The sequence below is a fragment of the Acinetobacter sp. yr461 genome, from assembly GCF_900110445.1.
Lineage (GTDB): Bacteria > Pseudomonadota > Gammaproteobacteria > Pseudomonadales > Moraxellaceae > Acinetobacter > Acinetobacter calcoaceticus.
Map to the genome: position 1 here is coordinate 43,399 of NZ_FODU01000016.1, position 14,967 is coordinate 58,365.

Annotated in this window: 12 protein-coding genes and 1 tRNA gene; 1 reads left to right on the top strand and 12 read right to left on the bottom strand. The window is 42.1% G+C overall.

The window, feature by feature from the left end; translation table 11 throughout:
* The first annotated feature begins 41 nt into the window (after nucleotides 1-41).
* On the top strand, nucleotides 42-527 hold the full coding sequence (locus BMW38_RS16530; protein ID WP_005045166.1) for a DUF4442 domain-containing protein: 486 nt from the start codon (nucleotides 42-44) through the stop codon (nucleotides 525-527).
* A 46-nt stretch (nucleotides 528-573) separates the two neighbouring features.
* On the opposite strand, the gene BMW38_RS16535 is transcribed toward BMW38_RS16530, so the two are convergent.
* The 12 genes from BMW38_RS16535 to tuf all read right to left on the bottom strand — a co-directional run.
* Nucleotides 574-930, bottom strand: a complete 357-nt coding sequence (locus tag BMW38_RS16535; RefSeq protein ID WP_003654509.1) for a hypothetical protein — start codon at nucleotides 928-930, stop codon at nucleotides 574-576.
* Nucleotides 931-1,147: 217 nt separating this feature from the next.
* A complete protein-coding gene (locus BMW38_RS16540; protein ID WP_092710096.1) occupies nucleotides 1,148-1,513 on the bottom strand; it encodes a DNA transfer protein p32 in 366 nt (121 codons plus the stop codon).
* Between the two features lie 170 nt (nucleotides 1,514-1,683).
* Nucleotides 1,684-5,877, bottom strand: coding sequence for a DNA-directed RNA polymerase subunit beta' (gene rpoC, locus BMW38_RS16545; RefSeq protein WP_017391399.1), 4,194 nt, complete (start codon nucleotides 5,875-5,877; stop codon nucleotides 1,684-1,686).
* A gap of 86 nt (nucleotides 5,878-5,963) precedes the next feature.
* Entirely contained in the window at nucleotides 5,964-10,052 is a 4,089-nt protein-coding gene (gene rpoB / locus BMW38_RS16550) for a DNA-directed RNA polymerase subunit beta (RefSeq protein WP_092710099.1), read from the bottom strand.
* Nucleotides 10,053-10,357: 305 nt separating this feature from the next.
* Entirely contained in the window at nucleotides 10,358-10,723 is a 366-nt protein-coding gene (rplL, locus tag BMW38_RS16555; RefSeq protein ID WP_005037257.1) for a 50S ribosomal protein L7/L12, read from the bottom strand.
* A gap of 48 nt (nucleotides 10,724-10,771) precedes the next feature.
* A complete protein-coding gene (gene rplJ / locus BMW38_RS16560) occupies nucleotides 10,772-11,278 on the bottom strand; it encodes a 50S ribosomal protein L10 (RefSeq protein WP_005037259.1) in 507 nt (168 codons plus the stop codon).
* Nucleotides 11,279-11,593: 315 nt separating this feature from the next.
* The gene (rplA, locus tag BMW38_RS16565) at nucleotides 11,594-12,289 is read right to left on the bottom strand and encodes a 50S ribosomal protein L1 (RefSeq protein WP_003654501.1); all 696 of its coding nucleotides are present in this window, start codon (nucleotides 12,287-12,289) and stop codon (nucleotides 11,594-11,596) included.
* A 3-nt stretch (nucleotides 12,290-12,292) separates the two neighbouring features.
* Nucleotides 12,293-12,721, bottom strand: a complete 429-nt coding sequence (gene rplK, locus BMW38_RS16570; protein WP_003654500.1) for a 50S ribosomal protein L11 — start codon at nucleotides 12,719-12,721, stop codon at nucleotides 12,293-12,295.
* A 108-nt stretch (nucleotides 12,722-12,829) separates the two neighbouring features.
* Entirely contained in the window at nucleotides 12,830-13,363 is a 534-nt protein-coding gene (nusG, locus tag BMW38_RS16575; RefSeq protein ID WP_003654499.1) for a transcription termination/antitermination protein NusG, read from the bottom strand.
* A gap of 7 nt (nucleotides 13,364-13,370) precedes the next feature.
* The gene (secE, locus tag BMW38_RS16580) at nucleotides 13,371-13,811 is read right to left on the bottom strand and encodes a preprotein translocase subunit SecE (protein ID WP_092710102.1); all 441 of its coding nucleotides are present in this window, start codon (nucleotides 13,809-13,811) and stop codon (nucleotides 13,371-13,373) included.
* A 75-nt stretch (nucleotides 13,812-13,886) separates the two neighbouring features.
* A tRNA-Trp gene (locus BMW38_RS16585) sits at nucleotides 13,887-13,962 on the bottom strand.
* A gap of 60 nt (nucleotides 13,963-14,022) precedes the next feature.
* The coding region (tuf, locus tag BMW38_RS16590; protein ID WP_139193548.1) for an elongation factor Tu at nucleotides 14,023-14,967 on the bottom strand (945 nt) is incomplete at its 5' end.

Below are 14,967 nucleotides of genomic sequence, written 5' to 3' on the forward strand. Positions count from 1 at the left end.
ATCTAGTATGAATACTGTTTCAATAAAAAAAATTGACTATTATGGCTATTTTAAGAAGACTTCAGAACAATCCTACGATTTCAAAATTTCTATTTAATCACTACCCACCTTATCGGGGAGCAGGGATTTATATTGAAATCATGAATTTAGAACTTTGTCATGTACGAGTAAAAATGCCTCTGACTTGGAAAAACCAAAATTTGGTTGGAACGCATTTCGGGGGCAGTATTTATTCAATGGTTGATCCATTTTATATGATGATTCTGCTGCATCATCTCGGATCAAAATATATTGTTTGGGATAAAGCTGCTGAGATTAATTTTCTTTCCCCTGGTCGAAGCACTGTGCATGCAGATATTCGAGTCGACTTGGCTGAAATTGAGCAAATTCGTGAACTTGCCGACAACTTCGAACCTGTTTTAAGAACCTATCATTTAAACATTTTTGATGAAACTGGAGTAAGAATTGCTGAAGTTCAAAAAACGCTTTATATCAGACGTAAAAAAGCAAAACCCTTTCAACAATAAAAATAAGCGCTGAATAAGCGCTTATTTTTATTAATGTGCTAAATTTTTATTTTTTCTCTTCAATCGCTGCACCAGCACCACCACCAATCGCACCGCCAATTGCAGCACCAGAGTCACCACCCAATATTGCTTTACCTACTACAGAACCAATACCCGCTCCGATCGCGCTCTTAGTCGTGGTTTGCTTACTACCGCCTTGGGTATTTGAACCAACACCAGCACCTACTGCTGCACCTAAACCTGCACCAACACCGCCACCTACATGGTTACCTAAGCCACCACCTAGTGCACCACCTGCTGCTGCTGCACCAATACGCTGGTCAGATGGACTCATATTTTGACAACCTGTAAACATAAGCGTAGACAGCATCACAGCAGAAACTAATCCAATTGTTTTTTTCATGACCATACTCACTATTATCTGTTCTAATAAAAAGCATAATCCTCTTTTATGAGGAATTTGATCAGATTGTGTTATTCGTCTGTCCTAATCGATTGATATTTTGTAAAGCTCTTCCTTTTACACTTATTCATTGCAATTTTAATTATAAAAAAGGCATAAAAAAGAAGTCTCTAATAAGATAAAGACTTCTAAGGTTTAAACATTATTAAGTGTACTTTTAGTACTTCCCTTTCTTCTCTTCATAAGCTGCGCCAGCACTACCACCTAGTGCTCCGCCTGCAGCAGCACCAGCGTCACCGCCAATGATTGCGCCACCTAACACGGCACCCACACCGGCACCAATTGCACTATTACGTACTGTTTTACTGTTAGACCCTTTTGCATTAGCTGCAACCCCTGCACCAAGTGCCGCTCCTAAACCGGCACCAATATTACCGCCCACATGTTTTCCGACAGCACCACCTGCACCACCGCCAATCGCAGCTGAACCAATACGTTTACTTTCTGGGCTTGCATTTTGACAACCAACAAACAAAGTTGTTGACATCAGGCCAACACTAACAATCATCATCATTTTTTTCATTAGATTTACTCCAGTCTTCATAAGGATGTAGCCTAATACGTTTTTGTGGAGGGTTTATCCCGCTTAAGTAATGAAATAATGGCTCTTCAATATGTTTTTGTAATTACCACTTTTAATTGTTATAAATAAAAAAGGCACCCTTAGGTGCCTTTTTTATTGCCAGTCTAAACTTAGAATTGTTCTGAGTTTAATGCTTGGCTGAATGCTTGGTCTACTTCGCTGAAGTCATTGTGAAGCTCATGTTCAGCAGCTTCTGCTTCTTGACGACGACGTTCTAGGTGGTATGCAAGACCAGTACCAGCTGGAATCAAGCGACCTACTACAACGTTTTCTTTCAAGCCACGTAAATCATCTTCTTTACCTGTTACAGCCGCTTCAGTTAACACACGAGTTGTTTCCTGGAACGATGCAGCAGAGATGAACGAGTCAGTAGAAAGCGATGCTTTAGTGATACCCATCAATAGACGTTCGAACTTCGCAGGGAACTTGTTCTGAGCCAAGACAGCTTGGTTCTCTTGAACAACGCGGATGTAATCCACTTGCTCGCCTTTGATGAAGCTTGTATCGCCACCATCGGTGATATCAACTTTACGCAACATTTGACGTACGATAACTTCAATATGTTTGTCGTTGATTTTTACACCTTGGAGACGGTATACGTCTTGAACTTCGTTCACGATGTAGTTAGTTAATGCAACTTCACCTTTCAAACGTAAGATGTCATGCGGGTTTTGTGGACCGTCAGAAACAGTTTCACCACGGTTCACATGCTCGCCTTCGAACACGTTGATTTGACGCCATTTTGGAATCAACTCTTCGTAGATCTCAGAACCATCATCAGGGCTAATTACCAGACGGTTTTTACCCTTAGTCTCTTTACCGAAGCTTACAACACCTGAAACTTCAGCAAGAATTGCATGTTCTTTCGGCTTACGTGCTTCGAACAAGTCAGCTACACGCGGAAGACCACCGGTAATATCACGAGTACGTGATGTTTCTTGTGGTACACGACCAATAACGTCACCCACACCAATCGTTTCGCCATCGCGAACAGTTACGATTGTGTTTTGTGGCAAGAAGTAGAACTGTTCGCCGCCATCTGTTGTATCCAACACGATTGCAGGACGTAAATCTTTACCAGAAGCAGGACGAGCTGTTACAGGTAAGATTTCAACAGTAGTCATACCAGTTGCATCATCAGTTTTTGATGTTGCAGTTACGCCATCAGCGATTTGGCTGAAACGTGCTTTACCAGCAACTTCTGTAACAAGTGGATGCGTATGCGGATCCCAAGTCGCCACAATACCGCCAGCTTCTACAGATTCACCATCTTTCAACAAGATGCTTGCACCGTAAGGAAGTTTATAGCGCTCGCGTTCACGACCTAAATCATCGGCAATACCAATTTCACCTGAACGAGAAACTGAAACCAAGTGACCTTTTGCATGTTGTACAGTTTTCACGTTATGGAAACGTACAGTACCTTTGTTACGTACTTGAACACTGTTTGCAGCAGAAGTTCGGCTCGCAGCACCACCAACGTGGAACGTACGCATCGTTAACTGTGTACCTGGTTCACCAATAGACTGTGCTGCCATTACACCTACTGATTCACCTGGGTTAACCAAGTGACCACGTGCAAGGTCACGGCCATAACATCTAGCACATACACCAAAAGCAGATTCACAAGCAATTACTGAACGTACTTTGACTTCATCCACACCCGCTTCTTCAAGATGAGCTGCGATTTTTTCGTCAATTAACGTACCGCGAGGTAATACAACTTCATCATCAGATGCACGACGTACATCTTCAGCAGTTACACGACCTAATACACGGTCACGTAATGGTTCGATAACATCGCCACCTTGAATGAATGGAGTCATTACTAAACCACCCGCTGTACCACAGTCAGGCTCGGTAATTACCAAATCTTGTGCTACGTCTACAAGACGACGTGTCAAGTAACCAGAGTTCGCAGTTTTTAATGCTGTATCGGCCAAACCTTTACGCGCACCGTGTGTTGAAATGAAGTACTGAAGTACTGTCAAACCTTCACGGAAGTTCGCTTTAATCGGCGTTTCGATAATCGAACCGTCCGGTTTTGCCATCAAGCCACGCATACCAGCAAGCTGACGAATCTGTGCCGCACTACCACGGGCACCAGAGTCAGACATCATATAGATGCTGTTGAATGATTTTTGCTTCTCGTCTTCACCTTGTTTGTTTTTCACAACGGTGTAAGACAAGTTATCCATCATTGCTTTAGCAACTTGGTCGTTTGTACGCGCCCAGATATCGACAACTTTGTTATAACGCTCACCAGCAGTTACGAAACCTTGTTCGAACTGTTGTTCGATTTCACGAACTTCTGTTTCTGCTTTATCAATAATTGTGTGCTTAGTAGGTGGAATGAGCATGTCTTCCATACCTACAGATACACCTGAACGAGTCGCTTGACGGAAGCCCAAGTACATTAATTGGTCAGCAAAGATAACTGTATCTTTCAAACCAAGTTTACGGTAACAAGAGTTGATTAACTTTGAGATATTCTTTTTAGTCATCTCAAGGTTGATCATGTCAAAGCTTAAGCCTTGTGGAACAACTTCCCAAAGCAAACAGCGACCTGGTGTTGTCTCAACAATAATAGTTCCGTGTTCACGTTCACCATCTTCATTGATAACAGTTTGATGCACACGTACTTTAACACGAGCATGAATCGCAACCTGACCAGTTGCAAGTGCACGGTTTACTTCGTGAGTATCAGCAAACACCATGCCTTCGCCTTTAGCATTTACTGCATCACGTGTGATGTAGTAAAGACCCAAGACAACGTCCTGAGAAGGAACGATGATCGGCTCACCATTTGCTGGTGACAAGATGTTGTTTGTTGACATCATCAATGCACGAGCTTCTAACTGTGCTTCAAGTGTCAATGGAACGTGTACCGCCATTTGGTCACCATCGAAGTCGGCGTTAAACGCAGCACAAACGAGTGGGTGAAGACGGATGGCCTTACCTTCAATAAGAATAGGTTCAAATGCTTGAAGACCTAAACGGTGAAGTGTTGGCGCACGGTTCAACATTACTGGATGTTGACGAATTACAGAAGCAAGAACGTCCCAAACTTCTGGAGTCTCACGCTCAACCATTTTCTTCGCAGCTTTAATGGTTGTTGCCTGACCTGAAGCTTGTAGTTTCGCGAAAATGAATGGCTTGAATAATTCAAGTGCCATTTTCTTCGGAAGACCACATTGGTGAAGACGTAAAGTAGGACCTACAGTAATTACCGAACGACCAGAATAGTCAACACGCTTACCTAGTAAGTTCTGACGGAAACGACCTTGTTTACCTTTGATCATATCTGCCAAAGATTTTAACGGACGTTTGTTAGAACCAGTAATTGCACGACCACGACGACCGTTATCAAGCAATGCATCTACAGACTCTTGTAACATACGTTTTTCGTTACGTACGATAATGTCTGGTGCTGCAAGATCAAGAAGACGCTTCAAACGGTTGTTACGGTTAATGACACGACGATATAAATCGTTCAAGTCAGAAGTCGCGAAACGACCACCTTCAAGTGGAACTAATGGACGTAAATCAGGTGGAAGTACCGGAAGTACATTCATCACCATCCATTCTGGCTTATTGTTTGAATCGTTGAATGCTTCCATCAATTTCAAGCGTTTAGACGCTTTTTTCAACTTCGTTTCAGAAGTTGTTTGAGGAATTTCTTCACGTAAACGTGCGATTTCAGCTTCAAGATCGATATCTTTTAATAAGTCCTGAATCGCTTCTGCACCCATTTTCGCAGTGAATTCATCACCGTGCTCTTCAAGTGCATTGAAGTATTCTTCGTCTGTTAAAAGTTGATACTTTTCAAACGGAGTCATACCTGGGTCAGTTACAACGTATGATTCGAAATACAATACACGTTCGATATCACGAAGCGTCATATCAAGTAATAAACCGATACGAGATGGTAACGATTTTAAGAACCAGATATGTGCAACTGGAGAAGCGAGTTCAATGTGACCCATACGTTCACGACGAACTTTCGCTGTAGTTACTTCAACGCCACATTTTTCACAAATGACGCCTTTGTATTTCATACGCTTGTATTTACCACACAAGCATTCGTAATCTTTTACTGGACCAAAAATTTTGGCACAGAACAAACCGTCACGTTCAGGTTTGAAAGTACGGTAGTTAATTGTCTCAGGTTTTTTAACTTCACCATGAGACCATGACTTAATCATTTCTGGTGACGCAAGACCAATACGGATACGGTCAAACTCAATTGGTGCATGACCATCTGAGTCCGTTTTCTTACGCATGATATCGAGCAAGTCTTTCAATTTTTTTCTCCGTGTGTCGGGAAGCAACGCTTACCCGACTGGGTCACAAATATTGTTTTTTCCTAAAAAATCGTGAGTCTTACGACTTAGTCACCATTTTTCAGTTCAATGTTGATACCTAAAGAACGGATCTCTTTGGTCAATACGTTGAACGATTCAGGCATACCCGGATCCATATAATGGTTGCCATCTACAATATTCTTATAGATGCGTGTACGACCTTCAACGTCATCCGACTTAACAGTTAACATCTCTTGAAGTGTATATGCTGCGCCGTAAGCTTCGAGTGCCCAGACCTCCATCTCACCGAAACGCTGACCACCGAATTGTGCTTTACCACCAAGCGGTTGCTGTGTAACAAGTGAGTAAGAACCAGTTGAACGCGCATGCATTTTGTCATCAACCAAGTGGTTCAATTTGAGCATGTACATGTAACCTACAGTTACAGGACGATCAAACTGCTCACCCGTACGACCATCAAACAATACTGTTTGACCAGTACGCGAAATATCAGCTAATTCAAGTAAGTCTTTAATTTGGCTTTCTTCAGCACCATCAAATACAGGAGTAGCTAAAGGCACACCAGCACGTAAGTTGCCAGAAAGAGCTAAGACTTCAGCATCAGTTAAGCTATCAAGATCTTCTTGCTCGCCGCCGACTTTGTTATAAATCTTGTCTAAGAATTCGCGAAGTTCTAAAACTGTGCGCTGTTCTTTCAACATTTTTTCGATTTTATCACCAAGCCCTTTAGCTGCCATACCCAAGTGAGTCTCAAGAATCTGACCCACGTTCATACGAGATGGTACACCCAATGGGTTCAATACGATATCTACCGGCACACCGTTAGCATCGTGTGGCATGTCTTCAACAGGTAAAATGTTAGATACAACACCTTTGTTACCGTGACGACCAGCCATTTTATCACCAGGCTGAATACGACGTTTAACTGCTAGGTAAACCTTAACAACTTTCAGAACGCCAGTTGTTAACTCATCACCAGTTGAAAGCTTACGTTTCTTCTCTGCAAACTTCTCATCAATTTCTGCGCTCTTCTCTTTCAAGAACACTTGAATTTGAGATAAACGTTCAGCAATTGCTTCGTCTGTAGGTTGGATTTCAAGTAAGTCAACAAGTTCTAAACCAGACAACATATCTGCAACGAGCTTGTCGCCACGTTTAGTCGAACCACCACCGTTAGACTCTTGGCCGTTAAGCAAACGAATTACACGCTCACGAGCTGCTTCTTCAAAGATCTTGTATTCTTCTTTCAAGTCTTTACGGTAAGCGTCAAGCTGTGCTTTTTCAATTGCCATCGCACGGTCATCTTTCTCTAAGCCATCACGAGTGAAGACTTGAACATCGATAACTGTACCTTTAGTACCAGATGGAACACGTAAAGATGAGTCTTTAACGTCAGCTGCTTTCTCACCAAAGATTGCACGAAGCAATTTTTCTTCAGGAGTTAACTGAGTTTCACCTTTAGGCGTTACTTTACCAACAAGGATGTCACCAGCAGTAACTTCCGCACCGATATAAACGATACCCGATTCATCAAGTTTAGAAAGTGCAGCTTCACCTACGTTAGGAATATCGGCAGTAATTTCTTCTGCACCTAACTTAGTATCACGCGCTACACATGATAATTCTTGAATATGAATAGAAGTTAAACGGTCTTCTTGAAGTACACGCTCAGATAATAAGATCGAGTCTTCGTAGTTGTAACCATTCCACGTCATGAACGCTACACGCATGTTTTGACCAAGCGCAAGCTCACCCATATCTGTTGACGGACCGTCTGCCAGAATGTCACCGCGAGCAACTTTGTCGCCCAAATTCACGATAATATTTTGGTTGATACAAGTATTTTGGTTAGAACGTGTATATTTAATGAGGTTGTAAATATCTACACCAGCCTCACCTGCAATCATTTCATCTTCGTTTACACGAATAACGATACGAGAAGCATCTACATATTCAATCGCACCACCACGGTTTGCGATCACACATACGCCTGAGTCACGTGCAACGTTCGCTTCCATACCTGTACCTACAAGCGGTTTATCCGCACGTAGAGTAGGAACCGCCTGACGTTGCATGTTTGAACCCATCAATGCACGGTTCGCGTCATCGTGTTCAAGGAATGGAATAAGTGATGCAGCTACAGATACAACCTGCTGTGCAGATACATCCATATGCGTCACTTTTTCAGGTGGCATACGTACAAAGTCACCTTGGTGACGAACAGAAACAAAATCTTCTGTTAAGTTACCATCTTTATCTATCGCAGAATCGGCCTGTGCAATAACAGTACCTACTTCTTCAATAGCAGAAAGGTATTCAACAGCATCAGTTACTCGGCCATCTACCACTTTACGGTAAGGTGTTTCCAAGAAACCAAAATCATTTGCTTTTGCATAAACAGAAAGCGAGTTGATCAAACCAATGTTTGGACCTTCCGGCGTTTCAATTGGACATACACGACCATAGTGAGTTTGATGTACGTCACGTACTTCAAAGCCCGCACGTTCACGCGTTAAACCACCAGGCCCAAGCGCTGAAACACGACGTTTATGTGTAATCTCAGATAATGGGTTGTTTTGATCCATAAACTGAGACAATTGGCTTGAACCAAAGAATTCTTTGATTGCAGCTGCAACTGGTTTTGCGTTAATGAGATCTTGCGGAGATAAATTATCTGTTTCTGCTTGGCTTAAACGCTCTTTAACAGCACGTTCAACACGAACCAAACCAACACGGAATTGGTTTTCAGTCATTTCACCAACAGAACGTACACGACGGTTACCTAAGTGATCGATATCATCGACTTCACCTTTACCGTTACGGATTTCAACTAATGTACGTAATACATCGATGATATCTTCGTGCGATAAAATACCTTCTACTTCACGTGACTTCTGGTCAGTACCAACTTCGTATGGGCGACCCAAACGACGGTTGAATTTCATACGACCTACTGGAGATAAGTCATAACGTTCAGAAGAGAAAAATAAGTTATTAAATAAGTTTTCAGCAGCTTCTTTTGTTGGTGGCTCGCCTGGACGCATTACTTTATAGATTTCAACTAATGCTTCTTCACGACCAGATGTTGTGTCAGCACGTAATGAGTCAGCAACAAATGAACCACGGTCAATATCGTTCGTAAACAAGATATTGAACTGTTTAACACCGCCTTCTGCCAGTTTCACCATCACTTCATGGCTTAACAATGTATTTGCAGGAATCACATCACCATTACGTAAAGTAATATCTTCGGCAGTGATACGCTCATACAGGTACTCATCAGGAACTGATAGCTTAGCTAAACCAGAAGCTTCCATTTGACGTACGTGACGTGCATTAATACGTTTACCTTGCTCAACAATGATTTTGCCATCATTGTCTGCAATATCAAATTGCGCCATTTCGCCACGCAGACGATCTGGAACGAGGTCAATTTGATAGCTACCCATATCAAGATATACAGGCACTTTTTCATAGAACAAATTCAAAATTTGTTCATTGTTATAACCCAATGCACGCAACACAACAGTTGCTAATAATTTACGACGACGGTCAATACGTACATAAACTAAATCTTTTGCATCAAATTCGAAATCTAACCATGAACCACGGTAAGGAATAATACGTGCAGAATAAAGTACTTTACCACTTGAATGTGTTTTGCCTTTATCGTGATCAAAGAACACACCAGGTGAACGGTGTAATTGAGATACGATTACACGCTCAGTACCATTGATCACAAAGGTACCATTGTCTGTCATGAGTGGCATTTCGCCCATGTAGACTTCTTGTTCACGTACGTCTTTAATAGATTTAGTTTCGCGATCTTTAATAATCAAACGAATTTTTACGCGCATTGGTGCCGCATAAGTCGAACCACGTAAAATACATTCACGCACATCAAACTCAGGCTTACCAAGGCTATACTCAACAAATTCTAAAGCAGCATTGCCAGAATAACTTTCTATAGGGAAAACTGAACGAAATGCGGCTTGGAGACCGATATCTTCGCGGTTTTTTGGAGATTTGCCACCTTGCAAGAACGTTCTATACGAATCGACCTGGATCGAAAGTAAGTACGGTGCTTCCATTACTTGGGGCAATTTACCAAAATTCTTACGGATCCGTTTCTTTTCGGTATATGAGTATGCCATCTGGAGTCCTCGGAAAGTAAACCAAGCCCGCCTGCAGAACGGGCTCAGAAGGAATTACACAGGCCGATATGGCCACCACTGTTTACAAATGCTGCAATTTTTAGTGGTATTAAAACGCTTAACAATATTTTTTAAAAAGAAAAATATTGGTAAACATTTGAAATTACTCTGATTATTCTAAAACACGACAATTATTGTACAGAACAAACAAAAATCGAGCCGATTATTGTAACGCAAAAAGGCTGATGACCCAAGAGCCATCAGCCATTTTATGGAGCCGATTTAAAAACCGACTCCTTTTACAATTACTTAAGTGTAACTGTAGCACCAGCTTCTTCAAGTTTCTTCTTAAGTTCTTCGCCTTCTTCTTTAGAAACGCCTTCTTTAAGAACTTGAGGAGCACCTTCAACTAGGTCTTTAGCTTCTTTAAGACCAAGGCCAGTTGCTTCACGAACTGCTTTAATTACAGCTACTTTGTTAGCACCAAAAGAAGTCAACTCAACGTTGAATTCAGATTGTTCTTCAGCAGCAGCAGCAGCAGGAGCAGCAGCTACAGCTACAGCAGCAGCAGATACGTTGAATTTTTCTTCAAAAGCAGAAATAAGTTCAACAAGTTCAAGAACAGTTTTTTCAGCAACTGCGTTTAGGATTTCTTCGTTTGTTAAAGCCATGAGATTAACTCCAAATGGGTATTGAATGGTGTGGAAGTAGATTTAAGCTTAAGCAGCTTCTGACTCGTTTTTCTCTTGAAGCGCTGTAAGTAAGCGACCCAATTTCGAAATAGGAGCTTGAAGAACAGATGCGAGCATAGTAAGCGCTTTTTCTTGGTTTGGAAGGTTTGCGATAACGCTAACTTCAGCACCTTGATAAAGTTTGCCGTCAAATGCAGCAGCTTTTAATTCAAATGCTTTGTTAGTTTTAGCAAATTCTTCAAACAAGCGTGCAGCTGCACCCATATCGTCTTCAGAAGTTGAGAATGCTAAGATTGTTGGGCCAACAAGGTTGTCATTCAAGATTGCAAATTGCGTATCTTGAAGAGCACGTTTAGCCAAAGTATTACGTACAACACGTGTAGCAACACCTAGTTTACGAGCTTCAACACGAAGAGCAGTTAATTGCTCAACAGTTAAACCTTGATAGTCAGCAACAACGGCAGCGAACGCTGTAGAAGCAGTTTGAGCCACTTCAGCAACGATCTGTTTTTTGCTTTCAATAAGAAGAGCCATTGTAAAACCTCCTAACGGTGATTTATGTACTCAAAAAAGTACACTCCCAATTCGCAAGTCAACAAAGATTTGACTTACACGCGGAGGAGGAATAAATCACACCACCGCGTCTACGCAGGCTGGGCTATTAAGAAGATATTCAAAAGAAGTCTCTTCGCCTGTGGTCTTTGACGCTGATAAATTTACATTTATCAATTCAAAGTCCGCCTGATGAGTGAGGAAACAAAGCATTACTTTGAATGGGTGTAAAAAATCTATGACTTCTTACACCCTGCCCTCAATCAGGACTTTAAAATTCTTGACTAAGTTTAAAACTTAGTTAGAAACGTTGCTTACATCAACAGTAAGACCAGGACCCATAGTTGAGCTCAAAGTGATCTTTTTGATATAAACACCTTTAGAAGTTGCAGGTTTTAACTTTTTCAAGTCAGCAACTAAGGTTTCAACGTTTTGACGGATAGCAGCAGCATCAAAGCCTAACTGACCGATCGCAGCATGGATAATACCCGCTTTGTCTACACGGTAACGAGCCTGACCAGATTTAGCGTTTTTAACAGCATTCGCTACATCAGGAGTTACAGTACCAACTTTAGGGTTTGGCATTAAACCACGTGGACCAAGGATTGTACCGAGCTTACCAACAACACGCATAGCGTCAGGAGCAGCGATTACAACATCAAAGTTAAGGTTTCCACCTTGGATGCTTTCAGCAAGGTCATCAAAACCTACGATGTCTGCACCAGCTTCTTTAGCAGCTTCTGCTTGCGCGCCTTGAGCAAATACCGCTACACGTACAGTTTTACCAGTACCAGCAGGTAATGTAGTCGCACCACGAACAACCTGATCAGATTTACGCGGGTCTACACCAAGGTTTACAGCTACATCTAAAGATTCTTTGAACTTCGCAGCAGGTAAGCTGTTAAGAACTTGAACCGCTTCTTCCAAAGTGTAAACTTTGTTTGCTTCAACAGCAGCAGCAATGGCTTTTTGACGTTTAGTTAACTTTGCCATGTCTTATAGCTCCACTTCCAAGCCCATAGAACGCGCAGAACCAGCGATGGTACGTACACGTGCGTCTAAATCAGCACCAGTTAAATCTGGTTCTTTAGTAGTCGCAATTTCTTCTAACTGAGCACGAGTCAACTTACCAACTTTAGTTTTGTTTGGTACAGGTGAACCTTTTTGGATACCAGCAGCTTTCTTAAGAAGAATAGAAGCTGGTGGAGTTTTCATGATGAATGTGAACGACTTATCGTTGTACACAGTAATCACTACAGGAATTGGAAGGCCTTGTTCAACTTTTTGTGTAGCAGCATTGAATTCTTTACAGAATGCCATGATGTTTACACCACGTTGACCTAATGCAGGACCAATTGGTGGAGATGGATTTGCTTTACCAGCTGGAACTTGCAGCTTGATATAGCCGTCAATCTTCTTAGCCATTTTAAATACCTCTGGGTACAAACGCCGCTAGGCTCCCCAATGTTTACGCTACACTTTTATTACAACAACAATGCCCGATAAAATCGGGCGTTTTTCAACCAATTAAGATTAAATCGTTTTTTCGACTTGGCGAAACTCGAGTTCAACCTGAGTTGGTCGATTAAATACGTTAATCGTCAACGTTAAACGCGACTTCTCGTATTGAACTTCTTCCACCACACCTTTAAAGTCTGTGAATGGACCGTCAATAACAAGTAATTCTTCACCTGGCTCAAACATCGTCTTAGGACGTGGTGCTTCACCAGTATTACGTACACGCGCAAGAATCGCATCCGCTTCACGCTGAGTGATTGGTGCTGGTTTTTCAGGTGTACCACCGATAAAACCTAGAACCTTTGGACATTCTTTAACGATATGCCAAGTATCATCATTCATTTCCATTTCAACTAACACATAGCCAGGAAAGAATTTGCGCTCAGATTTACGTTTCTTACCATCCTTCATTTCTACCACTTCTTCGGTAGGAACAAGGACATCACCAAAGCTATCAGCAACAGCGCTACGCTGGATTCGTTCTGTAAGTGAACGTAACACTTGTTTTTCATAGCCAGAGTAGGCATGAATAATGTACCAACGTTTCATAGCTCTTTTACCCGATAATCAACTTAATTAACCAACCCAAACCATAGTCAAAACACCATAAAACCAATGATGCAACAACTACAACCAATAGAACCTGCCACGATGTAGTGACTGTTTCTTGTTTTGTTGGCCAAGTTACTCGACGCAATTCGACTCGTGCATCTTTTAGCAAACGAACGAAGCCTTTACCTTGATGGGTGGCGTATAATAAACCTAAAGCCACAACGACACAAGCAAAAATTGCCCCAACGCGCACCCAAATATTGTTTGCAGGTGCCCAATGCGCTGGCAAATACTGATTCGCCATAACAGCTAAAACCAATAATGCAATCGCAATCACCCATAGAATAATATCTAGAGGCGAACCAGAACGAACAACTTCAGCAGAATTATTTCTTTGAGGAATTGGCGCGTCGCTCAATGCGTCACGCGATTTATCATTCGACATTTTTGTACTCGTCGTAGAACTCGCGACTTATTATATGAACAACTAAGCCAGCATCAAGCTTTTTATTTGAAAATATGGCAGGCCAGGAGGGACTCGAACCCCCAACATTCGGTTTTGGAGACCGACGCTCTACCAATTGAACTACTGACCTATAATGCAAGTTGAGAGCCAAAGCCCTCAACCTGAGACGTAATCCGTCACTATATTATGCTTATGCAGTTACTTTCGCAACAACACCAGCACCTACAGTACGACCACCTTCACGGATCGCAAAACGTAGACCTGGGTCCATTGCGATTGGGTGGATTAATTCTACTGACATTTCAACGTTGTCGCCTGGCATAACCATTTCAACGCCGTCTTGTAATTGGATTGCGCCAGTTACGTCAGTTGTACGGAAGTAGAACTGTGGACGGTAGCCGTTAAGGAATGGAGTATGACGACCACCTTCTTCTTTAGAAAGTACGTATACTTCTGCATCGAATTTAGTGTGCGGCTTGATTGTACCTGGTTTAGCAAGTACTTGACCACGTTGTACGTCTTCACGCTTAGTACCACGAAGAAAAACACCACAGTTCTCGCCCGCACGACCTTCATCAAGAAATTTACGGAACATTTCAACGCCAGTAACTGTAGTTGTTTGAGTATCACGGATACCAACGATTTCAACTGATTCGCCTACTTTCACGATACCAGCTTCTACACGACCAGTTACTACTGTACCACGACCAGAGATAGAGAATACGTCTTCGATTGGCATTAAGAATGCTTTGTCGATAGCACGTTCTGGTTCTGGAATGTAAGAGTCAAGCGCTTCAACAAGAGCAAGAACTGAAGGCTCACCATATTGACCAGCATCACCTTCCAACGCTTTAAGCGCAGAACCACGGATAACTGGAGTGTCATCACCTGGGAAGTCATAAGTAGAAAGAAGTTCACGAACTTCCATTTCTACTAATTCAAGTAATTCTTCATCATCAACAAGGTCACACTTGTTCAAGAATACGATGATGTAAGGTACACCAACCTGACGAGAAAGAAGGATGTGTTCACGAGTTTGTGGCATTGGACCATCAGTCGCAGCACATACAAGGATCGCGCCGTCCATCTGAGCAGCACCAGTAATCATGTTTTTAACATAATCGGCGTGGCCCGG